The following is a 24,487-nucleotide window of genomic DNA, read 5'->3' as shown; positions in this document are numbered from 1 at the left end:
CTCGGTTATGAAATTATATGTCAGTTATGCGCTATTCTATTTTATGTCAATAAATCAGCAAATTATCCATTAAGTTTATTCAAATTCTCAACATTAATGGTATGTAGATTACGAAACAGCACTACTAGTATTGCCAAACCTATTGCGGATTCTGCTGCAGCGACTGTCAGGATAAAAAATACAAAAATCTGACCAGATATATCCTGCATATAATGAGAGAACGCAACAAAATTCATATTCACTGCTAACAGCATCAGCTCAATCGCCATCAGTATGATAATCAGGTTCTTTCTATTCAGAAAAATACCAACAATACCGATGGAGAACAAAATCGCACCGAGTACTAAGTAATGGGATAACGATACCAAGGTTAACTACCTCTTTTTTGAAACAATATAAAAATGGTTACCAGCTTCATTCCAGCAACAGCCTCATTCCTTTTTCTCAGATGGCATTGAGACTAACCGTATCCGATCTGCACGCTTCACTGCTACTTGCTTCGCCGGATTTGTAACTTTTTTATCCGAACGATGACGCAGAGTTAGCGCAATCGCAGCAACCATTGCCACTAATAATAGAACTGCAGCCAATTCAAATACATAAACATACTCAGTGTAAATCAATCTTCCCAGTTCTTTAGTATTACTATAGTCAGCAGCGTGTGGTGGCGGTCCGGGCATTTCTTCACTACCGAATTGTTTGCCCATGACAACCATGACCATCTCTACAACCATTACCAATCCAATGAGTGCCCCAAATGGAAACCATTTCCAGAATCCCTCTCGCAATTGGTCAAGATTAATATCCAGCATCATCACTACGAATAAAAACAACACCATAACTGCACCCACATAGACCAATACCAGGGTGATAGCAAGAAATTCCGCTTCTAAAAGCAACCATAATCCAGCGGCTGTAATAAAAGCCAATACCAACAATAATGCGGAATAAACCGGATTACGAGCAGTAATAACGCCTAGTGCAGAAGCAACCAGAACGACCGAAAAAAAATAAAATAATATATCCTGAAAATTCATTTGTTTTTAATCACAAAATTCATCGATAGCGTGCATCGGCTTCTCTGTCTTTCGCAATCTGCTCCTCATATCGATCTCCGACAGCCAGTAACATCTCTTTGGTATAGACCAAGTCTCCACGTTTTTCACCGTGATACTCCAATACGCGCGTTTCAACAATCGCATCTACGGGGCATGCTTCTTCACAGAATCCACAGAATATACATTTATATAGATCAATATCATAACGTGTCGTACGACGTGTACTATCCTCACGCTGCTCAGATTCAATTGTGATGGCCATCGCAGGACACACTGCTTCACACAATTTACAGGCAATACAACGTTCTTCTCCATTCGGATAACGACGTAAAGCATGAAGACCACGGAAACGAGGAGATTGTGGTGTTTTTTCTTCAGGAAAATGTACTGTTATCTTAGGTTTGAACAAATATCGCCCGGTTACCATCATGCCTTTGAGCATTTCGAATAACAAAAATGTACTAAAAAATTTCTTGATACGATTCATAGCGTTTTCTCCACTTTTTAGAACCAGAGATTAAGCGGGAACATATTCCGTATTGATACGGGCAATTGCATTATCGTACCCAACAAAACAATCCATATTAACGTAATCGGAATAAATATCTTCCAACCCAGTCTCATAATCTGATCATAGCGATAACGTGGGAATGTCGCACGAAACCACAGGAAAAAGAACAACATAAATGCTATTTTTAATAGCAACCAGACAATACCAGGAATAGCAGTCAATGGTTCAATATTGATAGGGGGTAACCAGCCTCCTAAAAACATGATACTCGTTAATGTAGCCACAAGAATCATGTTGGCATATTCCGCCAGGAAAAACACAGTAAAGGCCATACCCGAATAATCAACATGAAATCCTGCAACGATTTCAGATTCTCCCTCGGCAACATCAAACGGAGCACGATTCGTTTCCGCCACACCCGAAATAAAATAAACTAAAAACATCGGAAATAGCGGTATCAAATACCAGTTAAGAAAACTACCACCCTGTTGACTATTAACAATATCGCCTAAATTCAAACTCTCCGACATCATCAAGACACATACAAGCGCAAAGCCCATTGCAAGTTCATATGATACGACTTGTGCAGCAGAACGCATGGCACCCAGAAAAGCATATTTAGAGTTTGATGCCCAACCTGCGATAATAACACCATAAATTCCCATCGACGTCATTGCCAGAATATAAAGCAGACCAGCATTAATATCAGCTAACACCATCTCTGGAGAAAAGGGAATAACCGCCCATGCTGCGAGTGCAGGTGTTATGGTTAGCACCGGTGCAAGGATAAATAAAAATTTATTAGCCCCAGTCGGGATTACAATTTCTTTCATCATTGCCTTAACTGCATCAGCGATGGGTTGCCCCCAGCCACGTAACCATGGAATACCAAAAAAAGTTACACGATTGGGCCCGACACGTATCTGCATATAAGCGATAATCTTACGCTCCGCGAAGGTAAGATAGGCAACGCCCAGCAATAATGGAACGACAATGGCAAGAATAAAGGTCATATTCTTTGTCAACAGAAACAACATTGGGCCCCACTCGGCTCCAAATAACTGCTCAAATACTTGTTGTATAGATTCCATCAAAAACCCCAATTCTTACCGTTACAGTTTTTCTACCAAAACTTCTCCAAACATTGCACCTAAGGTTGCAGTATTCGGATGTGCCGCTGCCACACGTACACAATTATCAGGCAGGTGATTATCACAGGCCACTCTCAGCTGCGCTTCACCGTCACCTTGTTTTATCTTCACATAATCGCCCGCGCAGATATTCAGTTTTGTCAGCAGATCAGATGACATCCAGGCAAGTGGTTCTGCGGCATCGCTTGTCAGTTGAAGAGATTCAGCACGCCGTACAATTGGATCAGCTTGATAGATGGGCACCTCTCCAATACGCTGAATACTATCTTCCTCGACCTCATTTAGCGCGATATCAAGACTTCCCAGATTATTATTCAAATATGCATCAACAGTAGCCGTTCCATTGGAAAAAATATCTGCATATACTTGTTCCGAGGTTTCATAATCAAAACCATCAAAATCAAATAAATTACCCATAACACGCAACACCTTCCATGCGGGACGGGTATCTCCTAGAGGGGATACCACACCATTAAAGCTTTGAATACGGCCCTCCGTGCTTATAAAGGTCCCCGAAGTTTCGGTAAAAGGTGCTATTGGTAATAATACATCGGCATACTGCAAAGCATTGCCTTTATAAGAACTCAGAGAAACAACAAATTCCGCGGATCTCAATGTTCTCAATGTTTGTTGTGGATTATAGGTATCAAATTCCGGCTCTACATTCATAAATATAAATGCCTGACACGATCCCTTAGAAGAATCGGAACCAGAGATCAGCATCTGTGCTGCATTGAGACCTGCCAATTCAACGGGGTGAGTTTTATCTATTACGCTACCTGTTGGAACCGCACCAGCAATATATGCTCCCACACTATTTGCAGCTTCTCCCAGAAAACCAAAACTAGCGCCTGTTACCTGTGCAATCGTATTAGCCAACAAATGGATATCTGAATATTGTGGATGATGCTGCGCAATATTACCGAGAAAAATTGCAGCAGGATTATTATTGGCCAGGCTCGAAGCAATAGCATGTGCAGTATCAGAACTGCCTGTAATACTAAGCATCTGCTTCAATTCAACAGCGCATTCTACTCCTTTAACCTCTATCGCTGCCTTCAAAATCTCTGCTAGCGATCTCACTATCGCATTAGGCGCAACAACGATTTGATTAGCTACTTTCGTTAACAAATCATCATCTACTGGGTTAACAAGATTCAGTTGCATCCCCTTTTTAACTGCTTGACGTAAACGTTGCGCTATAAGTGGGTGATCCTTTCGTAATGTACTGCCAATCACCAATACCGATTTCAAATTTGAAACTTGCGCAAGACGAACACCTAGCCAGGGCACGCCTTGCAATTGGCTATCCGCACGAAAATCCGATTGACGCAAACGATGATCAATATTTTCACTGCCCATCGATCGCATTAGTTTCTGTAATAAATAAAGTTCCTCTAATGTGCTATGCGGAGAGGCTAATGCGCCAATACTCTTATCACCGTTTTTTTCTTTTACTTTTTTAAGGCCAGTAACTAAAAAAGCCAATGCATCTTGCCAGTTACACTCAATCCATTCTCCATTACGCTTTATCATTGGCTTAGTCAGCCTATCGTCTGAGTTCAACCCCTCATAAGAAAAACGATCTTTATCTGATAGCCAGCATTCATTAACCTCTTCATTCTCTCTCGGCAAAACACGCATTACCCGATTCTGTTTTACCTGTACTATCAGGTTAGAGCCAAGACCACAATGTGGACTAATGGATTTTCTGCGTGACAATTCCCAAGTACGCGCAGAATATCGGAATGGTTTACTGACCAATGCTCCAACAGGACAGAGGTCGATCATATTACCGGATAATTCCGAATCAACTGTTTTTCCAACAAATGAGAGAATCTCTACATGTTCTCCTCGCCCCGCCATTCCTAGCTCCATAATCCCAGCTATTTCCTGACCAAAGCGCACACACCTCGTACAGTGAATACAACGAGTCATATCCGTAGAAATTAGTGATCCCAGATTTTTGTTCGCCACTACACGTTTAGCTTCAGCATAACGCGATCCGCTTGCGCCATACCCTACTGCCAAATCCTGCAACTGACATTCACCACCCTGATCACAGATCGGACAATCTAACGGGTGATTAATTAACAAAAACTCCATCACACCCTTTTGTGCCGTCACTGCTTGTTCCGTATGTGTAAATACCTTCATTCCATCCATAACAGGCGTCGCGCAGGCAGGTAACGGCTTAGGTGCTTTTTCTACCTGAACCAGACACATACGACAATTTGCCGCAATAGATAATTTCTTGTGGTAACAAAAATGGGGAATATATACACCCAGTTGCTTAGCACCATCCATGATGGTGCCGCCTTTGGGCACAGATACCGGCTTACCGTCGATTTCAATATTGATCATCAGCTAATATTCTTAGTTTAATCAGGAATAGTCAGATTGACACGTTGTACACGCGGGAAGAGGCTACACCATACATTTTTTATGTTCTATATGATATGCAAACTCGTCGCGAAAATGTTGAATCATTGCACGCACTGGCATTGCCGCTGCATCACCCAATGCACAGATCGTCCGTCCCTGGATATTGTCTGCAATGTTATCCAAAAGATCCAGATCCTCTTCTCGTCCTTTGCCATTTTCGATACGATTAATAATACGGTAAAGCCAACCCGTGCCTTCGCGGCACGGCGTACATTGACCGCAGGATTCTTCATAATAGAAATATGATAATCGCTCCAGCGCTTTTACCATACAAGTTGTTTCATCCATAATAATTACAGCACCTGATCCAAGCATGGAGCCCGCTTTTGCAATAGAATCATAATCCATATCGGTCTTCATCATGACATCTCCAGGCAGCACAGGCATTGATGATCCTCCAGGGATGCATCCTTTTAATTTTTTTCCGCCACGCATACCACCCGCCATTTCTAACAATTCAGCAAAAGGCGTTCCCAATGGGATCTCAAAATTCCCGGGATTATTGACATGGCCTGATACTGAGAAAATCTTGGTACCACCATTATTCGGCTTGCCAATCTGGAGATATTGCTCACCCCCATTACGGAGAATCCATGGTACCGACGCGAAAGTCTCTGTATTGTTAATTGTGGTGGGTTTCCCATATAGGCCATAATTAGCCGGAAAGGGTGGCTTAAAACGTGGCTGACCCTTTTTACCCTCAATAGATTCCAGCAAAGCCGTCTCTTCACCACAAATATACGCACCATAGCCATGATGATTGTGTAATTGGAAACTAAAAGAGGATCCTAGAATATGATCACCAAGGTATCCCGCAGCACGCGCTTCTTCAACAGCCTCTTCCATACGTTCATAAGTTTTCCAAATCTCACCATGGATATAGTTATATCCGGTCTTAACACCCATAGTGTAAGCAGCTATCAGCATACCCTCGATCAGGATATGTGGATTATGCTGCATAATATCTCGATCCTTAAATGTACCTGGCTCACCTTCATCCGAATTGCAAACGATATATTTCTCGCCTTCATATTGCTTCGGCATGAAACTCCATTTCAATCCAGTCGGAAATCCTGCCCCACCACGTCCACGCAATGCAGATTTCTTTACTTCTTCCAGCACTTCATCAGGAGAAGTCTTTTCTCTCAGAATAGTTTTAAGTGCAAGATATCCTTCACGTTTTTCATAGTTTTTTAAACGCCAGTTATCAGGATCAGATGGATCAACGCCGGCCAGCAAAATCTGCGGAAATGATTTCATTTGCTTAACTCCTCCAACAATTTGTCAACCATCTCGTTGGACATAAAACTGCACATACGTTTATTGTTAACCAATAATACCGGCGCATCACCACATGCACCCATGCACTCACCTTCCCTTAGCGTAAATTTACCATCGACCGTGGTTTGATTAAATCCGATGCCTAATCTTTCCTTTAAATACGCAGCCGCATCATTACCACCGGACAAAGCACAAGGTAAATTGGTACAGACTGTTATTTTGTATTGGCCCGTTGGTTCCAAATTATACATATTATAGAATGTCGCGACTTCATATACCGCAATTGGCGGCATATCTAAATAATCGGCGACAAAATCCATTGTTTCATTTGCTAACCAGCCTTTTTCATCCTGAGCGATAGCAAGCGCTGACATGACAGCTGACTGCTTCTGATCGACAGGATACTTGGCAATTTCTCGATCTATTTTTTTAAGGGATTCAATGCTTAGCATCTTAATTATCTATCTATCTCACCAAATACAATATCTTGTGTACCAATAATTGCAACAACATCAGCAATCATATGACCACGCGACATCTCGTCTAATGCGGCTAAATGAGGAAACCCCGGTGCACGTATTTTTAAACGGTAGGGCATATTAGCGCCATTAGACACCAAATAAATTCCAAACTCTCCTTTAGGATGCTCTACTGCCGCATATGCTTCCCCGGCTGGCACATGAAAACCTTCTGTAAACAATTTGAAATGATGAATCATTTCTTCCATGTTCTGTTTCATATCAATGCGAGAAGGAGGTGCAACCTTATGATTATCAGTGATTACCGGACCCGGATTTTTTCTTAACCACTCAACACATTGCTTAATGATACGATTTGATTCACGAAACTCCTCCATACGAACAAGATAGCGATCATAGCAGTCGCCATTGACGCCTACAGGAATATCAAAATCTATGCGGTCATAAACTTCATAAGGCTGCTTTCTTCGCAAATCCCATTCCACACCGGAACCACGCAGCATAGGGCCTGTAAAACCAAGTGCTTTTGCACGTTCAGGCGAAACAATGCCAATATCTACCAAGCGTTGCTTCCAAATACGGTTATCGGTAAGCAGTGTTTCATATTCATCGACAAATTTAGGAAATCGGTTGGTAAAATCGTCGATAAAATCCAATAATGTGCCTTGCCGATTTTCATTGCGTGCGCGTGTTGTCTTCTCGTTATGAATCTTAGATGACTGGTACTGCGGCATAGCATCTGGCAAATCTCGATATACTCCGCCAGGTCGATAATAGGCAGCATGCATCCTGGCACCCGATACCGCTTCATAACAATCCATAAGATCCTCTCGCTCACGGAAAGCGTAAAGGAATACCGTCATTGCACCAACATCCAGCGCATGTGCGCCTAACCATAATAAATGATTAAGAATACGTGTAATTTCATCAAACATCACACGGATATATTGCGCACGCAGTGGAACCTCAAGTTTCAATAATTTTTCAATGGCCATGACATAGGCGTGCTCATTAACCATCATCGAAACATAATCTAACCGATCCATATATGGAACAGATTGAATGTAAGTTTTGTTTTCTGCTAATTTCTCTGTGGCACGATGCAATAATCCAATATGCGGATCAGCACGTCGGATGACCTCACCGTCTAACTCCAATACCAAACGCAACACACCGTGAGCTGCCGGGTGTTGAGGTCCAAAATTCATGGTGTAATTACGTATCTCAGCCATACTCTGCTTCAAAAATTCTGTCTAAAAATAAAATCGATGCTTCTGGAGTCGAGCAATTAATTGCTCTCTCCATAATGCTCCTCGCGAATTACATGTGGTGTAATAATGCGTGGCTCTATACTCACCGGTTGATAAATAACTCTTTTTTGCTCATCATCATAGCGCATTTCCACATTTCCGCTGAGTGGAAAATCCTTACGAAACGGGTTCCCGATAAAGCCATAGTCTGTGAGAATACGACGCAAATCTGGATGACCAACAAAAACGATGCCAAATAAATCAAACGCCTCACGTTCAAACCAATTGACAGCGGGCCAGATATCAATCACTGAATCTACTACTGGAAATTCATCGCTCTCAGCAAATACTTTGATACGCAATCTACAATTATGCTTTATTGAAAGTAGATGGTAGACCACAGCGAAACGTCCACCTTGCTGATCTCCTGACTCAGGCTTACTATGATAAGTAGCATAGTCCACTCCACATAAGTCAATCAACATATCAAAATCTAACTCAGGACTATCGCGTAGCATCCGACATACATCAGTGATATCTGCAGGGCAAACTATAATAGTCAATTCATCAAATTGTTTATTTATACTGATCAGTTTATCTGCCAGTATATTCTTTAAACATGAAGAAAGAGTTTCTAGACGTGTATTAGACATTCGTATCAGCGCGCAATAGTATTAGTACGGTTTATTTTATTTTGCAATTGAATAATGCCGTATAACAATGCCTCCGCTGTTGGAGGACATCCCGGTACATAGATATCAACTGGTACGATACGATCACATCCGCGCACTACCGAATAAGAGTAATGATAATATCCGCCACCATTTGCACAAGAGCCCATCGAGATAACCCACCGAGGTTCTGCCATTTGATCATAGACCTTGCGTAAGGCAGGCGCCATTTTATTACACAACGTGCCTGCCACAATCATTACATCAGACTGTCTCGGACTTGGGCGAAAAACAATACCAAAGCGATCCAGATCATAACGTGACGCGCCCGTCTGCATCATTTCAACTGCACAACAAGCTAAACCAAATGTCATTGGCCACATCGACCCGGTTCTGCCCCAATTAATAATCGAATCCAAACTTGTTGTAACGAATCCCTTTTCCAGGGTGCCTTCAATGCTCATAGTATCAATCCCACTCCAAGGCTCCTCTCATCCATTCGTAGATAAAACCTACTACCAGAATACCGAGAAAAACCATCATCGCAATAAAGCCAAACAATCCAATCTCGTTAAGCACGATTGCCCATGGAAATAAAAACGCAATCTCCAAATCAAACAAAATAAATAAAATAGCAACCAGATAATAGCGTACATCAAATTTCATACGCGCATCTTCGAATGCTTCAAAACCACATTCATATGGTGATAATTTTTCGCTATCCGGACGATTAGGCGCTAACAGCCATCCAAGCAGCATCGGCACAACACCTACAGCCAAGCCGACCAAAAGAAATAAAAGAATTGGAAAATAATTTTCAAGCATCATTCAAATAATTTATTTAGAAGATAAAAACACCATTAATCTCGGTTATATGCTCATCAATATTAATTATAATAAGTATAAGCTAGTAGACATGGTGCCGACGGCGAGACTCGAACTCGCACAGCTTTCGCCACCGCCCCCTCAAGACGGCGTGTCTACCAATTCCACCACGTCGGCAGTCAAACAATACACAACTAAATCTAGCAGATATTATCTATTATTCCGGAATTTGCCCTGCCCTAGAGGAATCGTTCAACCCAGTCGTTTCCGATATTTCCTTATTTTCTTGGATGGATTCAGCGTCTATCGCAACGGATGAATTATTAGATTCATTTATCTCATCCATAACGCTGCTCATCACACCTTTATCCTCAACTCTATTACTCGATAAATAGGTAAGCCCCAAGCTTGTCGCAAAAAAAATAGCAGCAATCACGGCCGTGGCGCGACTTAAGAAAGTAGCAGAGCCACTCGCACCAAACAAACTTCCGGACGACCCACTACCAAACGCAGCCCCCATATCGGCGCCTTTTCCATGTTGCAATAATACCAATACAATTACAATAATAGCTGTTAATACATGCGCAGACCAGATCAAGGTTTCCAACGTGCTTACTCCAAATAGTTAATTCTGCAATGCTTGGCAGATTGAAATAAATTCGGTAGCAACCAGCGAAGCCCCGCCAATCAACCCACCATCTATATCCGGCATATTAAACAATTCAGCAGCATTATTAGCCTTAACACTACCGCCATAAAGAATCACTAGGTTGTCAGCTTCTTCGGCATTTTGAATTGCTACTCTTGCTCTAATAAATTCATGTACTTCCTGAGCCTGTTGCGGAGTTGCAGTTTTACCGGTCCCTATTGCCCAAACAGGCTCATAAGCTATTACTGCTTTACCCAACGAAGCTCCACCTGCCATATTCATTACCGCATCTAATTGCTCCGAGATTATTTTCTCGGTTATTCCAGATTCTCGCTGTTCCAGCGTTTCACCCACACATAAAATAGGCACCATTCCTTCTCGTTGCACTGCTACATATTTCAGTGCAACTGTATGGCTATCTTCGTTATAAAGCGCTCTTCTTTCTGAATGACCTACAATTACATAGCTACAATCAAAATCTTTTAACATTGCTGCTGAGATCTCTCCCGTATAAGCTCCTTTATCATACTGACTGACGTTCTGCGCTCCCCAGACAATATTTGTATCCCGCAACATAGTTTGAACTAACGACAAATAAGGGTAAGGTGCACATACTGCGATATCTTTTCCGCGCAATTCTGCAACGCCTGCAACTACCGCATTTAATAAGCTTTTATTTTCGGCCTGATTACCATGCATTTTCCAGTTACCTGCTACTAGCTTCTCGCGCATTTTACTTAACCCTTAACTTCAAAGTCGGCGATGCTACCCTTGATTGACTATCTAGTCAATTGCAAGTCTTATTTGTTGACCAAGATTAGCGTATGATTTCTGCCTAACAAGCAGCTATTCCAATTTATCCATTTGGATTCAGAACACTTACACAACTCGTTAATAAATAACTATATCTACCTTATATTATTACTTTAGCGTAATAAAAGAGATCCAAATATTTATCCTAGGATCAATATAAAAACCGACGTGCTAGAAATATATTTTTTCAGGTACCCTTATCTTTAAACGGATACGAACATCAATATAGCAGATAATAGTTCAACTCATCTCACTTTATAATATACACTAAACACTATATGACACTTAGAAATATGAAATTTACAAAACAGACAAGCGTACGATTATAGATCTACCCTTAAATTCACATTATTTACTCATATTAAATCAGCGATCTTACTAGCTAGCTGATTTTTTAGTTACGTTACGAATATCCGTTTAATTTTTTTATGCTATGTAGTCGATGAATAATGAATAGATTATTTCAGCTAATCTTATTGAAATTAATCTACTATTAGCTTATGCACTCATGATAGCAAAAATGCCTTATTAAATATAAGCAGCTGATTCATATTGAATAATTTTCCTTGTCTGCTTATAATAGCACGATTGATTCATCTATCTTATCGTGGATTTCGTGCGTGGATTCCATAAGTATCCGTTAGCTCAAGCCTAAAACATACATGACCAAACATTATTATCAGTATATTGCCATGATTTATGATTTCGGGCCTCCCTAGCACGAGGCAGACGGATGAACAAATTCCTTTCAAACATCCAAGCTCTCAGCTGTAACTATTCAGATGGTTTACCTAATGAGAATACAGTATCGTTGAGCACCATAATCCACTACTTGCTACAATATGAGTATGCCTTTTCAAGTTAGTTCCATACTATTTCTATTTTCATTAAAAATGATTCCGAACTTACTATTCTTTACCCATATTTTTTCTGATAAGATTGTTTCGATCAACAATCAGCCACTTTAAGTACCGACTCTCATTACCCAACAACTTAAGTTCCTCTGTTTACCCCATCTCCAATCTATCATGCGACAGCTTCTCAGCTACAAAAATATCGAAAAAATCTCTGTCACCTTCACTCCACACCCAGGTTCCTATTGTTTCAGAACCTCAATAACCCGTATCGCACTGAACTATTTTCATGCCATCTACTCCGTAGTTCTCATTAGAAAAACTAATTAGCACTGAAGCATGCATTTATAGGAAGCTGAATATTTAGAATAAATGAGATAAAAAAAGCAATATGAAAATGCTGATATCACTAGCAAAAAGATGTCGATTTCTCATTTTTTATTCTGATAGATTCAGACACATAAAGATCCGTCATACTCTCAACCAAATCGCCCAGTGATATAATCTTCTGTTTGTTTATTTTTAGGCTTTATAAAAATCGTATCGGTTACACCAAATTCAATTAACTCACCTAAATACATGTAAGCCGTATAGTCAGACACCCTCGCCGCTTGTTGCATGTTATGCGTTACGATTAATATGGTTACCTTGTTTTTTAAATCTGCAATCAACTCTTCAATACTCGCTGTTGCTATCGGATCCAACGCAGAGGTCGGTTCATCAAACAACAATATTTCCGGATCTGTTGCCAACGCACGAGCAATACATAATCTTTGCTGTTGACCGCCGGATAAATTAAAAGCCTGTTGATGTATTCGGTCTTTAACCTCATCCCATAAAGCCGCATTACGCAAGGCTTCTTCTATCTTTTCATCCAAAACGGCGCGCTGCTTTACCCCTCTGACACGTAATCCATAAGCCACATTTTCATAAATTGACTTTGGAAAAGGATTTGGCTTTTGAAATACCATGCTTATTCGCATACGAACTTCAATTGGATCCACATTTAATGACAAGATATTCACATCATCCGGATAAAGAATAATCTCTCCCTCATAGCGGTTGCCTGGATATAAATCATGCATTCGATTAAAACAGCGCAGGAACGTCGATTTTCCACACCCAGAAGGGCCAATTAATGCCGTAATCTGTTTATCATGCATTACCATATTAATATTCTTAAGAGCATTAAATTCACCATAATAGAAATTTAAATTTCTAACTTCGGATTTATACTCCGTTGGCCTCGGATTTGATGCTAACTTTATTTGCATGATTCTCTCTACCACTTAATAGTTTTTCGCATACGATAGCGTAAATAAATAGCTAATCCATTCATGGCTAGTGTCATAACTACTAACACCAAACCGGCCGCAGCAGCATTTAATTGAAAAGCTTCTTCTGGCCGTGATACCCAATTAAACATTTGTATCGGCATGACAGTAAATGGTGCTGTTAACCACTCAAATGATAAAAAAGGAAATTCATTTGTTATTGGGGAAGGCGGTAGAAACGCGATAAAAGTTAATGCTCCAATTGTGATTATAGGTGCTGTTTCACCAATAGCGCGGGCTAAGCCAATAATAACACCCGTTAAAATTCCGGCGGCCGAATAGGGTAACAAATGATCAAACACCGTCTGCCATTTTGTCGCACCGAGTGCATAAGCACCCTCGCGAATTGCAATTGGAATTGCCCGTATCGCCTCACGAGTCGCAACAATTACAACCGGTAAAATCAACAATGCCAATGCTAATCCTGCAGCCAAAATACTTTGACCAAAACCCATTTGATATACAAACAATCCTAATGCAAGCAAACCATATATGATAGAGGGAACTCCAGCAAGATTAGTCACATTAATCTCAATAATTTCAGTGAATAAATTTTTAGCTGCGTATTCTTCTAAATAAACACCTGCTCCAATACCAAGTGGTACCGCTGATATTGCCGTAACCAACATCACTAATGTGGTGCCAACCCAAGCCGACAAAATTCCCGCAGCCTCAGGATGACGAGAAGGAAACGAAGTAAAAAATTCCCAAGATAATCGAGGCAGCCCATCAATCAGCATATGGGCAAACAAGGCCATAAATGTCAACACCGCAATCATCAACGCAAAAATACCGGTAATCATAAATATAAAATCCCAGCGCTTATGATGTACAATAATTTTTCGTATTTCTTTTAAGTTTTTTGCATTCTTCATGAAGGAAAATTTATTTAAATCACAGCTGCTCAAGAATGATTTATTTGATCATCAGTTATTGCCGTTCACCGCCAATACCTACCTATTTACAAAAATCAATATATTTCACGATATCGCTTACGCAATACATGTCCAATAATATTAAACGCTAATGTTAATAATAATAACGTTAGCCCAGCAGCAAAAATTGTTTGATAACCAATGCTGCCATGCGGCAAGTCACCTAGGCTCACCTGTACAATATAAGCCGTTATGGTTGCCGCAGGCTCCATGGGATTCAACGTAAGATTTGGTTGCATGCCAGCTGCTATTGCTACCACCATTGTTTCTCCTACAGCCCGGGAAATGCCCAGTATATAAGCAGCAGCTATTCCAGAAAATGCGGCGGGCATCACTACCCGAATAGCTGTTTGAAAACGGGTTGCACCCATTGCATAGGAACCCTCTCGTAACTGCATTGGTACAGCTCTCATCGCATCTTCTGTCATTGAACTCACATAGGGAATTATCATTATTCCCATAACAAGACCCGCTGAAAGTAGATTGAACCCTGGTAATTCCGGAAATATCATTTGCAACAGCGGTGTAACAAACAATAGCGCAAAATAGCCATAAACTACTGTAGGTACCCCACCTAGCAATTCAAGAAATGGTTTTGCAATTTCACGCACAGAGAAAGGCGCAAATTCAGATAGATATATTGCAATTATAGTTCCTAATGGAAGTGCCACTATCAAGGCAACCAAAGAACTCACTACTGTACCTGAAACCAGTGGAAGTATACCGTAATGTGCATCATCAAATAGTGGCGTCCACTGCGTATCGGTAAGAAATTCCCAGATTGAAACCTGCTGAAAAAATATAAACGATTCTTTCACTAACATCGCAATGATAGCTAACATAATCGCTACTGAGAAGAGAGCCGCCATGAATAGCAACAACTCAATAAATCGCTCTTGCAAATGACGCCGATAGCTATATCCAAGCCTTCCAGAATAGCTTTTCTCTTTGAGCGACTTTACAGTCACAGAAAATACCTTTTATTAAATCGAAACATTTTATAGATAGCTGTTGAGAGAATTTATACCTTACACATACTATAGCAATAACAAAACACACTTTATATAATTTTTTTTATCCCAGTGGTTATTATTACCTAGCTGTACTAAAAAAACAGGTTAACTACGTTTTAAGAAGTCCCTATTCCTTGCAAAAGTCAATTATTTCAATTCTATCTTAAAGACCGCTGCATAACTGTATTTTTGAGCTTTTCTGATTACTTGCAGCATTGATAAATCAAACACTTAAAAATCTTATCCAGCCCGAGATAACAGTTATGCAGCGGTCTTTCTTATATAAAATAAATTTTTAATATTCTGGAGTGTATTACCACTCCAGAATGTATCGCTACATCTTTTCTCTTTTGTTACAGCTCATTTATAGACAGAAAACATGAACTGAATAGCTGAGTAAGTTGTTATCACTCATCATTCAAACGACAAGAGGAGTGAAGCATTTACTCATCATCATCTTCATCTTCTTCCTCATCATCATCCTCGTCGTCGTCATCCTCTTCCTCGACTTCTTCCTGCTTCAAGACTAACTTACCCGCTGCCAGACTCGCATTCAAGTCAGTCATAGGTGCTTCTTCATGAACCAGGTTTTGATGACAATCTATACATGTCGCACCTTCAGTTTCCATCTTTTTATGAGCGGCTTGTGCATCTTCTCCCGGTGGGTCCGGATTTCGATGGCAATCACGGCAAGTCACACTATCCCATTTCTTCAGGTTCATGCGAGCATCATGCGCCATGATCAAACGACGTTCATTAAATTTTTCCAGCGTGGAATAATCGTTCATGAATTCCAAATACAACTCGCGCGCGCCATCAACCGCATGAGTATATAGCGCAAGATGGAAATTCGAAAATCCCTGTGGAATATGACAATCCTTACAGCTTGGATTGACACCTAACGCGCCATAATGTGTCGATTCCTTCAGTTCCTCTTGCGGATACGTCATGGAGTGACAGCTGGTACAGAACTCTTCCGTAGAGAGAGCAGCCTCGCCTCCAAATACGACCGCGACCATGACTATTCCAAGCAGACCACCTGTAAGCAGCGTACCTATCGCGCCTTTTTGTAGTCCTGTCATCAGTCTTTTCCTTTCTTGTCGTCTTTGGCTACTTTGGCCTCAGCCTGGAATTCATCATGATATTTGAATTTTGGCTCACCCACAAATGTGCCATCCAGTTTGTAATGTTCATGCATGGCACCCACATCTTTAACCATTTTGTCAAAGTTAAATGTGTATTTTTCATCAACTTCAGGGGTGAACGGTGTATAAGGTGCTTTAGCGCCTTTCCATGGCGAACCTTCATAGTTCAAATGACAGGCATTGCAGCTTTCTTCAAAGTGAAAATCCTGTCCTTTGTCCGCCAGCTTCTTGCGAGGTGTTGTCTTACCCGATTTTTCAAATTGCTGACCACTCTTACGGTGATCACCGCGATACTTTCTACCAGGCCCATGACAGGATTCGCAGCCCACACCCGTCAACATTTTCTTGGGTGATGCAATCGTATAACCCCCTTTTTCGCCAAAGCCATCTACGTGACAACCGACGCAATCCTTATCTTTGGTATAGTCTTTGGCTGGATCAAGCTTTGCCTTGATCTTGGCTTCTTCTCGGGTATTCGGTTTGAGTGATTCCATTGCTTTGGCATGGGCAGTATCTTTCCATGATTTAGCTTGAGCTTTATGGCAGGAACTACATTTCTTGCGTCCTTCAAATGTATCAGCAGCTATGTTTCCGGAAAAAAAGGTCAACATGGCTAACAGAGCAAATACATAGGTGATTGGGTGTTTCATCCTTCCTCCTTTATAACTTTTTTATCGTTCAAATTATTTGCCGGGTATTCTACGCTATCATTAAGTGGTGTAAATGGACAAGATCACGATTGTGTCCTTTTTTTGTAACGAACTGCTTTATTTTTCGTACGTGTCTGCCCATTGTTTACTGCTTTTGCCCCGATGGGATTTGATACACCCAATAACCACCATGCTGATAAATCAGTTGCGCCGCTTCGAGTTCCAGCGGTGGCTTGTTACTGGTAAATGGCAACATCTGCGCGAGCAAGGTCTGGCTACTCGCTTTATCGCTGAGAAAATAGGCTCTGATCTCATTGTCTGATAGCGATTGCAGCGTGTATGTTTCGTAATTATTTTCTTTCAGATACACCTTCATATGATTGATCAACCCATGCATGTTGCCTGTCAACGGAAAACTTTTATAAGCAATACCGAAATTATCCGGTTGCATCAATCCCAGTTTATAAAGATCCGTGACGTGTACAATGAGATAGGCTTCACGTGGGGAACCGATCAATTCCCGCAGCATGGCAACACCTTTTTCCGGGGTTGCTACCAGTGCTTCACTAAAGCGCTGAAAATCATCCTGTTCTTGTTGAATAGCGGTATCCTGCCAGAATTTATTTTCGTATGCGCGGATGGCTTCCTGCTGATCTCGCCAGCTTTCCGGGATGATCAGTGGTTCACCCAGATGGCTGGTAAAAAAGGTATCCCGTTCAGACAAGAGCTTTATCTGGCGCGAAGTATCCCACCAAGCCAGTATGATTGCCTCGGGCGACGCATGCTTGGCAATCGCATCAGCTAAGACACTGAGTTCAGATGACTTCTGATCAATTGAGATCAATTGCTCGCTGAGACGGTTTTCCCAGTTGATGAGTACCGGCGAGTCATTTTCACGTCGAGCAAGGTATGCCAGAGCAACGGGTTTATCTATGCCCGCTACCTGTACCTCATATTTACTGAGTGCCAGATCTGGCCAGGAATCAAGCTCCAGCTCACTAAACTGACGTACATCTCCTTCTGCTACCAAATGATACTGATAAGGCGCTGGTACCGGACTAAACCAGAGATAAGCAAACCAGCCAAGTAGAATCAAACCTCCCATCACCAGGAGTATACCCAGTGACGGGAGCAGCTTACTTCCCGGTCGCGTCACGCCAGTGGAGCGACCGGATGTGTTGAAGGAGGTCAACCTTCGATCTTCTTACGTTTACGCCAGCCTGCTAATGCAAGCGTCCCAGCCAGCAACATACCACCACCGAGTCCTCCCAATGAGATTTTCTCAGCCGTGCTGTCCAGATCGAGGAGACTGGTACGTTTGCTTTCAAGCTTCTGTACACGTTCCTGTAATGCCATCATTTCACGGAACTTTGTATTTTCGTCCTGAATTTCAACGTATGAACGGTTCATCGGACCCCAACCTTCAGTATAGGTCCAGCCACCTGGGTTGACGTGTGCCAAGCCCACATGCATTTTCGCCAGCTGATTCTCACCCATTTCAAGTATCTTCAGTTCGAGTGAAGCTGGGTTATTCCCTTTCGACCAGAACAACTGTGAGAATTGCGCAAACCCGGGTTTTTCCGGTGCAGGTGGTGCAGGACGATTAGTCTTCTGACCCGTTAGCAGACCATCGTTGTAAAGCGTTTCTACAATTTCATGGGCTTCCTGGTATTTAGCCAGTCCTTGTAGGGTACCCTTGTCCATGAGCTCCAGATAAGAACGTGCCAGACGCTCAGAGTGACATTGCGTACAAGTTACGACCCATGAGTCCAATCTTCCTTCAGACCATTCGCTGGTAATGTTTTCTGCAATACCCGGTACAAATGGGTAATTTGCCCAACGAATCTTCCTGACCATATTATGCGTGTATTCACCTTCATATTCCATATGGCAGCCAGCACAAGTGGGCGCATTCTGTCCACCTTTTGCATAGGCATCTTTCAACTGCACATCCCAGTTCCATTTATTACCCAGCATCGATACCATTTTTCCATGTTTGGACATGGAATAGGCTTCCCAGTTGTTGTGATCAACACCGCTGTGACAGGTAGCGCAAGCTTCCGGTTTACGTGATTCTGCCGCTGAGAATTCATGGCGGGTATGACATGAGTCACATTTGTTTTGATTGGTATGACACATGGAGCAACCTTCGGCTACTTCCCGTTGTGGCATTGCTGCCCAGACAGTCGTTTCTACGTTGGCTTTATAGTCCAGCGCATGAGATGGACGTCCTGCAGGCCATTGGTCATGCGGCCAGATAAGTGTATCCCGCTCAGATTCCCGTTCAGCAAATTCCTGCAGGTGACAGACACCACAGACATCTGCTGTCGGCATAATCAGGTCTTTGCTGTGATCGGCCTTCTTCTTAGCGTTAATATCCACGTGACAATCAATACACCCGACTTCTTTCAGGTTCTCTTTCTCGCCCAGCTTGCCCATGGAGCGCAGATTCTTTTCTACACCTTCCAGTTTGGCTTTCTTGTAATAGGTCGGATCACTTGGCTTAAGATCACGTATCTTGTCCAGGTTAGCATGGGTGCTTCGTTTCCAAGCCTGTACCCAAACCGGTGATTCGTCTGTATGGCATTCTACGCATTCACTCCGTCCGGCTACTTCTTTCATTGAGCTGGGAGGAGTGTAAAAAGTTGCCGGATCCAGATATATACCATAAGGAATGGGTTCCCAATATTCAGCCATAGTCCCTCTTCCAGCACCCTGGGCAGGATCTTTATAGCGCTTTACCAACGCCTCGTGCATTTGTTTGGGTGTAACCGTATTACGATCCAGCTTCAGTGCTTCATAGGTTTCATCCGGAACGCTTGGTATGCTCGCGTGCGCTGCTGCTACCAGCAGTCCGCTACAGACAAGCGATACTATTTTTAGCCAAGACTTGGCAACCATATCTCTCTCTCCTTTATTGTTCCAAAATTACTGCTTACATTATTACAAAATAGTTTTTTGCTTTTATTATTCCCTGTGTGCAAGAATTTTGCTCGCGCATTCCTCTATCCAGCACGTCCTATTCTCTAGGCAAGAAGACGAAGACTGCCTAGCCTACTGAGTCCACACCACACCACCCATAATTCTTGGGAAAAGCATACCACTATTCTCAGATAGTATGCTCACTACTTTGAGCTTTTCCCATGTTATCGATATTAGTATCCGGTTCTCGGCTCAGATCTAATGCTGTTTTAACCCTTTTGCGGGCATTATGAAAAGATAATCCAGTGCCTGCTGGAACTAATCTACCAACGATAACATTTTCTTTAAGGCCACGTAAATCATCTTTTTTACCCATAATAGCTGCTTCAGTCAATACGCGTGTAGTCTCCTGGAATGATGCAGCAGATATAAATGAGTCTGTCGATAATGAAGCCTTCGTAATCCCCAGTAGCATAAATTCATAAGTTGCAGTCATTTTATTTTCCGCAATCAATCGTTCATTCTCTATGAGAAGATCGGCTCGTTCAACCTGTTCACCCGGAATAAAATAAGAATCTCCAGCATTTACAATCTGTACTCGACGCAACATCTGCCGCACAATTACTTCAATGTGCTTATCATTAATTTTTACGCCCTGCAAACGATAAACATCTTGCACTTCATCTGTAATATAACGTGCTAACGCCTCTACTCCTTGCAAACGTAAAATGTCGCGTGGATCAGCAGGGCCGTCAACAATTACCTCTCCCTTATTAACAACCTGCCCGTCGTGTGCCATCACATGTTTATCCTTGGGTATCAGATATTCATGCGAGACTTCATCTAAATCAGTAATTACAAGTCGCTGCTTACCCTTCGTATCCTTACCAAAAGATACAACCCCTGTAACCTCAGCTAGCAGCCCGGCATCTTTAGGCGGGCGGGCCTCAAATAATTCCGCCACACGCGGCAAGCCACCGGTTATATCGCGTGTCTTCGAAGTTTCCTGTGGAATACGCGCCAGAACTTCACCTACACTTACCTGCTGTCCATCACGTACTGTAATAATCGATCCAATTTGAAAAGTAATACCCACCGACTGATTGCCACCGGCTATTTTAATCTCTTCTCCATGCTCATCCAAAAATTTAACTAATGGACGCAGGCCTTTGGATTGCATGACGCCACGCCGCTTCGGATCAATTACAACTAGCGTCGACAAACCAGTCACCTCATCGATCTGCTTAGCTACCGTAACACCCTCTTCAACATTCTCAAATCGTACTTTACCAGTATATTCCGTAATAATCGGGCGCGTATGCGGATCCCATGTCGTTAATATTTGGCCTGCTTTAACATTGTCTCCATCACGAACCAGCAGCGTAGCGCCATACGGTGCTTTATGACGTTCACGTTCACGACCACTATCATCATGTATAACCACCTCACCGCTCCGTGAAATCGCAATTAACTCATTTTGAGCGTTAGTTACGTAGCGCATCGTTGAAGAATAATGGATAACACCACTTGACTTACTTTCAACTTGGCTGGCCACGGCAGTTCTCGATGCTGCCCCGCCAATATGAAATGTACGCATAGTAAGCTGTGTACCGGGTTCTCCAATAGACTGCGCAGCAATCACTCCCACTGCTTCGCCGACATTAACCGGTGTACCTCGTCCTAAATCACGTCCATAACATTGAGCGCATAATCCATATCTCGTCTCACAAGTCAGCGGGGTACGTACCTTCACTTCATCGATACCTAACGATTCAATTAAATCAACTTCTTCCTCATTCAATAAAGTACCAGAAGGATATATCACTTCCTGATTTTCCGGATTAATCACTTCATTGACCACTACTCTCCCAAGTATTCGTTCGCGTAGTGCTTCAATAATCTCTCCGCCTTCAACCAGCGCTCCCATAACTACACCATTATCCGTATCGCAGTCTTCCTCTGTTACGACGAGATCTTGCGTCACATCTACCAGTCGACGTGTAAGATATCCGGAATTTGCCGTTTTCAACGCAGTATCCGCAAGCCCCTTGCGCGCACCATGCGTAGAAATAAAGTACTGCAATACGTTGAGTCCTTCGCGGAAGTTTGCTGTAATAGGTGTTTCAATAATTGAACCATCAGGCTTCGCCATCAGCCCACGCATACCAGATAACTGGCGTATCTGAGCAGCTGAACCACGTGCACCCGAGTCAGCCATCATATAAATTGAATTGAATGATTCCTGCGTTAACAGATTACCGTCTTTATCATGCCTTGCTTCACCGGTCATCCGATCATAAACGGTTTCAACACCAAGTTGATCCATCATGGCCTTGGCTACCTGGTCACCAGCACGTCCCCAAATATCCACCACTTTATTATAACGCTCGCCCTGTGTTACTAACCCTGAAGTATACTGTGCTTCAATTTCTTTCACTTCCCTCTCAGATGCCGCAATAATATTGCTTTTTTGTGTCGGAGTCAGCATATCATCAACACAAATTGAAATACCCGCACGCGTTGCATAGGTAAACCCAGAATACATTAACTTATCCGCAAAAATCACTGTTTCACGTAAACCACAGCGCCGGAAACTGGCATTAATAAGTTTTGAAATCTCCTTTTTCTTCAGCGCCTTATTAAGAAGCGAAAAAGGCAGTTCCGCAGGAAATATTTCAAATAGCAATGCTCGCCCTACCGTTGTTTCATAACGAGTGATTTTTTCATAACGTGCGCCTTGTGCATCTGTATCAAATTCCTTAATTCGCACTGTTATTTTAGCATTCAATTCAATCTGACGACTCTCATAAGCGCGTGATACCTCACTAATATTTGAGAACATCATACCTTCACCGCGCGCACCAATTCTTTCCCGCGTTGCGTAATACAATCCCAATACTATATCTTGCGATGGAACAATGATTGGCTCGCCATTAGCTGGAGAAAGCACGTTATTGGTTGACATCATCAAAGTACGACATTCCATCTGAGCTTCTAATGACAAAGGAATATGTACTGCCATCTGATCACCATCAAAATCAGCATTAAATGCAGCGCATACGAGTGGATGCAGTTGAATGGCCTTACCTTCTATCAAAACAGGTTCAAATGCTTGAATACCTAAGCGATGCAATGTGGGTGCCCGATTCAACATGACAGGATGCTCTCGAATCACATCTTCAAGAATATCCCATACAACCGGACTCTCATTTTCCACCTCTCGCTTGGCCGCCTTAATTGTGCTGGCAATTCCCATTAATTCTAGTTTGTTGAATATAAATGGCTTGAATAATTCAAGTGCCATTTTTTTTGGCAAGCCACATTGATGAAGTTTAAGCTGAGGACCGACAACAATCACTGAACGCCCAGAGTAATCAACGCGCTTCCCAAGTAGATTCTGGCGGAAACGTCCGCCTTTACCCTTAATCATATCAGCAAGTGATTTTAGCGCACGTTTATTAGCACCTGTCATCGCCTTACCTCGACGACCATTATCCAGTAACGAATCAACCGCCTCCTGCAACATGCGCTTTTCGTTTCGAACTATAATTTCCGGTGCTTTTAATTCAAGTAAGCGTTTTAAACGATTGTTACGATTAATAACACGCCGATACAGATCATTTAAATCGGAAGTTGCGAAACGCCCTCCATCCAGAGGAACCAATGGACGTAAATCCGGTGGTAATACAGGAAGTACAGATAAAACCATCCATTCGGGTTTAATCCCTGATTTATTAAATGCTTCCAGTACTTTCAGGCGTTTGGAAATTTTCTTCATCTTGGTTTCCGAACCCGTACTTTCCATTTCACGGCGCAAATTATCAATTTCGACACGAATATCGAGGTTATTTAATAAATCCCGTACGCCTTCAGCGCCCATGCTAGCGCTAAAATCATCACCATACTCCTCGGTCTTTGTTAAATAATCATCTTCAGTCAATAGCTGACAACGTATCAAAGGCGTCATGCCCGGATCTGTAACTACATAGGCTTCAAAATAAAGAACACGCTCTATGTCTCGCAAAGTCATATCTAATACCATGCCCAAACGGGATGGTAACGACTTCAAGAACCAAATATGTGCTACGGGAGAAGCCAGCTCAATATGACCCATCCGTTCGCGGCGCACCTTTGATAAGGTAACTTCAACACCACATTTTTCACAAATTACACCACGATGCTTCAAGCGTTTATATTTCCCACATAAACACTCATAATCTTTTACAGGTCCAAATATTTTGGCACAAAATAAACCATCTCTTTCCGGTTTAAATGTGCGATAGTTTATTGTTTCAGGTTTCTTTACCTCGCCATAAGACCACGAACGAATTTTGTCTGGAGAAGCCAGGCCAATTTTAATTGAATCAAACTCTTCTTTATGGGTAACCTGTTTAAATAAATCTAGCAGTGCTTTCATTTGTCACTCCTGTTAATCAGGGGGCAATACAAAAAATTATTCGGGATATATATATCATTGATACACAAACGTAAGGGGAATAAA

At 42.1% G+C, this 24,487-nt stretch carries 21 protein-coding genes and 1 tRNA gene; all 22 read right to left on the bottom strand.

Going from position 1 to position 24,487, the window contains the following annotated elements:
* Positions 1-62: 62 nt before the first annotated feature.
* The 22 genes from nuoK to rpoC all read right to left on the bottom strand — a co-directional run bounded on the left by nuoK (position 63) and on the right by rpoC (position 24,403).
* On the bottom strand, positions 63-368 hold the full coding sequence (nuoK, locus tag BUQ89_RS03160; protein WP_028461058.1) for an NADH-quinone oxidoreductase subunit NuoK: 306 nt from the start codon (positions 366-368) through the stop codon (positions 63-65).
* A 63-nt stretch (positions 369-431) separates the two neighbouring features.
* Positions 432-1,037, bottom strand: coding sequence for an NADH-quinone oxidoreductase subunit J (locus BUQ89_RS03155; RefSeq protein WP_028461059.1), 606 nt, complete (start codon positions 1,035-1,037; stop codon positions 432-434).
* Between the two features lie 19 nt (positions 1,038-1,056).
* Positions 1,057-1,545: an NADH-quinone oxidoreductase subunit NuoI gene (gene nuoI, locus BUQ89_RS03150; RefSeq protein ID WP_028461060.1), complete on the bottom strand. Its 489-nt coding sequence runs from the start codon at positions 1,543-1,545 to the stop codon at positions 1,057-1,059.
* A gap of 17 nt (positions 1,546-1,562) precedes the next feature.
* Entirely contained in the window at positions 1,563-2,660 is a 1,098-nt protein-coding gene (gene nuoH, locus BUQ89_RS03145) for an NADH-quinone oxidoreductase subunit NuoH (protein ID WP_028461061.1), read from the bottom strand.
* Between the two features lie 21 nt (positions 2,661-2,681).
* The gene (nuoG, locus tag BUQ89_RS03140) at positions 2,682-5,084 is read right to left on the bottom strand and encodes an NADH-quinone oxidoreductase subunit NuoG (RefSeq protein ID WP_028461062.1); all 2,403 of its coding nucleotides are present in this window, start codon (positions 5,082-5,084) and stop codon (positions 2,682-2,684) included.
* Between the two features lie 63 nt (positions 5,085-5,147).
* Entirely contained in the window at positions 5,148-6,425 is a 1,278-nt protein-coding gene (gene nuoF, locus BUQ89_RS03135) for an NADH-quinone oxidoreductase subunit NuoF (RefSeq protein WP_028461063.1), read from the bottom strand.
* Complete coding sequence (gene nuoE, locus BUQ89_RS03130; RefSeq protein ID WP_028461064.1) at positions 6,422-6,898, bottom strand: NADH-quinone oxidoreductase subunit NuoE; 477 nt, start codon at positions 6,896-6,898, stop codon at positions 6,422-6,424. Before nuoE ends, nuoF begins: the two co-directional genes overlap by 4 nt.
* Positions 6,899-6,903: 5 nt before the next feature.
* The gene (locus BUQ89_RS03125; protein ID WP_028461065.1) at positions 6,904-8,157 is read right to left on the bottom strand and encodes an NADH-quinone oxidoreductase subunit D; all 1,254 of its coding nucleotides are present in this window, start codon (positions 8,155-8,157) and stop codon (positions 6,904-6,906) included.
* A 56-nt stretch (positions 8,158-8,213) separates the two neighbouring features.
* Positions 8,214-8,828 (bottom strand): NADH-quinone oxidoreductase subunit C, encoded by a 615-nt coding sequence (locus BUQ89_RS03120; protein ID WP_028461066.1) that lies wholly within the window; start codon positions 8,826-8,828, stop codon positions 8,214-8,216.
* Between the two features lie 5 nt (positions 8,829-8,833).
* Complete coding sequence (locus tag BUQ89_RS03115; protein ID WP_028461067.1) at positions 8,834-9,310, bottom strand: NuoB/complex I 20 kDa subunit family protein; 477 nt, start codon at positions 9,308-9,310, stop codon at positions 8,834-8,836.
* A 4-nt stretch (positions 9,311-9,314) separates the two neighbouring features.
* A complete protein-coding gene (locus tag BUQ89_RS03110; protein WP_028461068.1) occupies positions 9,315-9,671 on the bottom strand; it encodes an NADH-quinone oxidoreductase subunit A in 357 nt (118 codons plus the stop codon).
* A gap of 92 nt (positions 9,672-9,763) precedes the next feature.
* Positions 9,764-9,848 (bottom strand) — tRNA-Leu (locus BUQ89_RS03105).
* A 40-nt stretch (positions 9,849-9,888) separates the two neighbouring features.
* Positions 9,889-10,278 (bottom strand): preprotein translocase subunit SecG, encoded by a 390-nt coding sequence (gene secG, locus BUQ89_RS03100; RefSeq protein ID WP_028461069.1) that lies wholly within the window; start codon positions 10,276-10,278, stop codon positions 9,889-9,891.
* Positions 10,279-10,296: 18 nt separating this feature from the next.
* Positions 10,297-11,052, bottom strand: a complete 756-nt coding sequence (gene tpiA / locus BUQ89_RS03095; RefSeq protein WP_028461070.1) for a triose-phosphate isomerase — start codon at positions 11,050-11,052, stop codon at positions 10,297-10,299.
* A gap of 1,414 nt (positions 11,053-12,466) precedes the next feature.
* The gene (pstB, locus tag BUQ89_RS03090; RefSeq protein WP_028461071.1) at positions 12,467-13,261 is read right to left on the bottom strand and encodes a phosphate ABC transporter ATP-binding protein PstB; all 795 of its coding nucleotides are present in this window, start codon (positions 13,259-13,261) and stop codon (positions 12,467-12,469) included.
* A gap of 8 nt (positions 13,262-13,269) precedes the next feature.
* Positions 13,270-14,196 (bottom strand): phosphate ABC transporter permease PstA, encoded by a 927-nt coding sequence (gene pstA / locus BUQ89_RS03085; protein ID WP_028461072.1) that lies wholly within the window; start codon positions 14,194-14,196, stop codon positions 13,270-13,272.
* A gap of 95 nt (positions 14,197-14,291) precedes the next feature.
* Positions 14,292-15,224, bottom strand: coding sequence for a phosphate ABC transporter permease subunit PstC (gene pstC / locus BUQ89_RS03080; protein ID WP_028461073.1), 933 nt, complete (start codon positions 15,222-15,224; stop codon positions 14,292-14,294).
* A 488-nt stretch (positions 15,225-15,712) separates the two neighbouring features.
* The gene (locus BUQ89_RS03075; protein ID WP_074202462.1) at positions 15,713-16,351 is read right to left on the bottom strand and encodes a NapC/NirT family cytochrome c; all 639 of its coding nucleotides are present in this window, start codon (positions 16,349-16,351) and stop codon (positions 15,713-15,715) included.
* Entirely contained in the window at positions 16,351-17,064 is a 714-nt protein-coding gene (cycA, locus tag BUQ89_RS03070; protein ID WP_074202488.1) for a cytochrome c-550 CycA, read from the bottom strand. The genes BUQ89_RS03075 and cycA overlap by 1 nt, the downstream gene beginning before the upstream one ends.
* Before the next feature lie 145 nt (positions 17,065-17,209).
* Positions 17,210-18,256: a hydroxylamine oxidation protein HaoB gene (gene haoB, locus BUQ89_RS03065; protein WP_074202487.1), complete on the bottom strand. Its 1,047-nt coding sequence runs from the start codon at positions 18,254-18,256 to the stop codon at positions 17,210-17,212.
* A complete protein-coding gene (locus BUQ89_RS03060; RefSeq protein ID WP_074202459.1) occupies positions 18,253-19,965 on the bottom strand; it encodes a multiheme c-type cytochrome in 1,713 nt (570 codons plus the stop codon). The genes haoB and BUQ89_RS03060 overlap by 4 nt, the downstream gene beginning before the upstream one ends.
* 208 nt (positions 19,966-20,173) lie before the next feature.
* Positions 20,174-24,403: a DNA-directed RNA polymerase subunit beta' gene (rpoC, locus tag BUQ89_RS03055; RefSeq protein ID WP_028461884.1), complete on the bottom strand. Its 4,230-nt coding sequence runs from the start codon at positions 24,401-24,403 to the stop codon at positions 20,174-20,176.
* Positions 24,404-24,487 lie beyond the last annotated feature (84 nt).

Origin of the sequence: Nitrosomonas cryotolerans ATCC 49181, assembly GCF_900143275.1 — a bacterium.
Lineage (GTDB): Bacteria > Pseudomonadota > Gammaproteobacteria > Burkholderiales > Nitrosomonadaceae > Nitrosomonas > Nitrosomonas cryotolerans.
Note: the sequence above shows the minus strand (reverse complement) of the source record. Positions and strands in the feature narration are given on the sequence as shown.

Excerpts from the sequence above, each read along its gene's own strand:
- BUQ89_RS03110 (WP_028461068.1), bottom strand. The coding sequence starts at position 9,671 with ATGCTTGAAAATTATTTTCCAATTCTTTTATTTCTTTTGGTCGGCTTG.
- pstB (WP_028461071.1), bottom strand. The coding sequence starts at position 13,261 with ATGCAAATAAAGTTAGCATCAAATCCGAGGCCAACGGAGTATAAATCC.
- nuoF (WP_028461063.1), bottom strand. The coding sequence starts at position 6,425 with ATGAAATCATTTCCGCAGATTTTGCTGGCCGGCGTTGATCCATCTGAT.
- BUQ89_RS03060 (WP_074202459.1), bottom strand. The coding sequence starts at position 19,965 with ATGGTTGCCAAGTCTTGGCTAAAAATAGTATCGCTTGTCTGTAGCGGA.
- BUQ89_RS03155 (WP_028461059.1), bottom strand. The coding sequence starts at position 1,037 with ATGAATTTTCAGGATATATTATTTTATTTTTTTTCGGTCGTTCTGGTT.
- BUQ89_RS03115 (WP_028461067.1), bottom strand. The coding sequence starts at position 9,310 with ATGAGCATTGAAGGCACCCTGGAAAAGGGATTCGTTACAACAAGTTTG.
- BUQ89_RS03125 (WP_028461065.1), bottom strand. The coding sequence starts at position 8,157 with ATGGCTGAGATACGTAATTACACCATGAATTTTGGACCTCAACACCCG.
- nuoI (WP_028461060.1), bottom strand. The coding sequence starts at position 1,545 with ATGAATCGTATCAAGAAATTTTTTAGTACATTTTTGTTATTCGAAATG.
- nuoG (WP_028461062.1), bottom strand. The coding sequence starts at position 5,084 with ATGATCAATATTGAAATCGACGGTAAGCCGGTATCTGTGCCCAAAGGC.
- BUQ89_RS03075 (WP_074202462.1), bottom strand. The coding sequence starts at position 16,351 with ATGACAGGACTACAAAAAGGCGCGATAGGTACGCTGCTTACAGGTGGT.
- pstA (WP_028461072.1), bottom strand. The coding sequence starts at position 14,196 with ATGAAGAATGCAAAAAACTTAAAAGAAATACGAAAAATTATTGTACAT.
- tpiA (WP_028461070.1), bottom strand. The coding sequence starts at position 11,052 with ATGCGCGAGAAGCTAGTAGCAGGTAACTGGAAAATGCATGGTAATCAG.
- cycA (WP_074202488.1), bottom strand. The coding sequence starts at position 17,064 with ATGAAACACCCAATCACCTATGTATTTGCTCTGTTAGCCATGTTGACC.
- nuoH (WP_028461061.1), bottom strand. The coding sequence starts at position 2,660 with ATGGAATCTATACAACAAGTATTTGAGCAGTTATTTGGAGCCGAGTGG.
- nuoE (WP_028461064.1), bottom strand. The coding sequence starts at position 6,898 with ATGCTAAGCATTGAATCCCTTAAAAAAATAGATCGAGAAATTGCCAAG.
- rpoC (WP_028461884.1), bottom strand. The coding sequence starts at position 24,403 with ATGAAAGCACTGCTAGATTTATTTAAACAGGTTACCCATAAAGAAGAG.
- BUQ89_RS03120 (WP_028461066.1), bottom strand. The coding sequence starts at position 8,828 with ATGTCTAATACACGTCTAGAAACTCTTTCTTCATGTTTAAAGAATATA.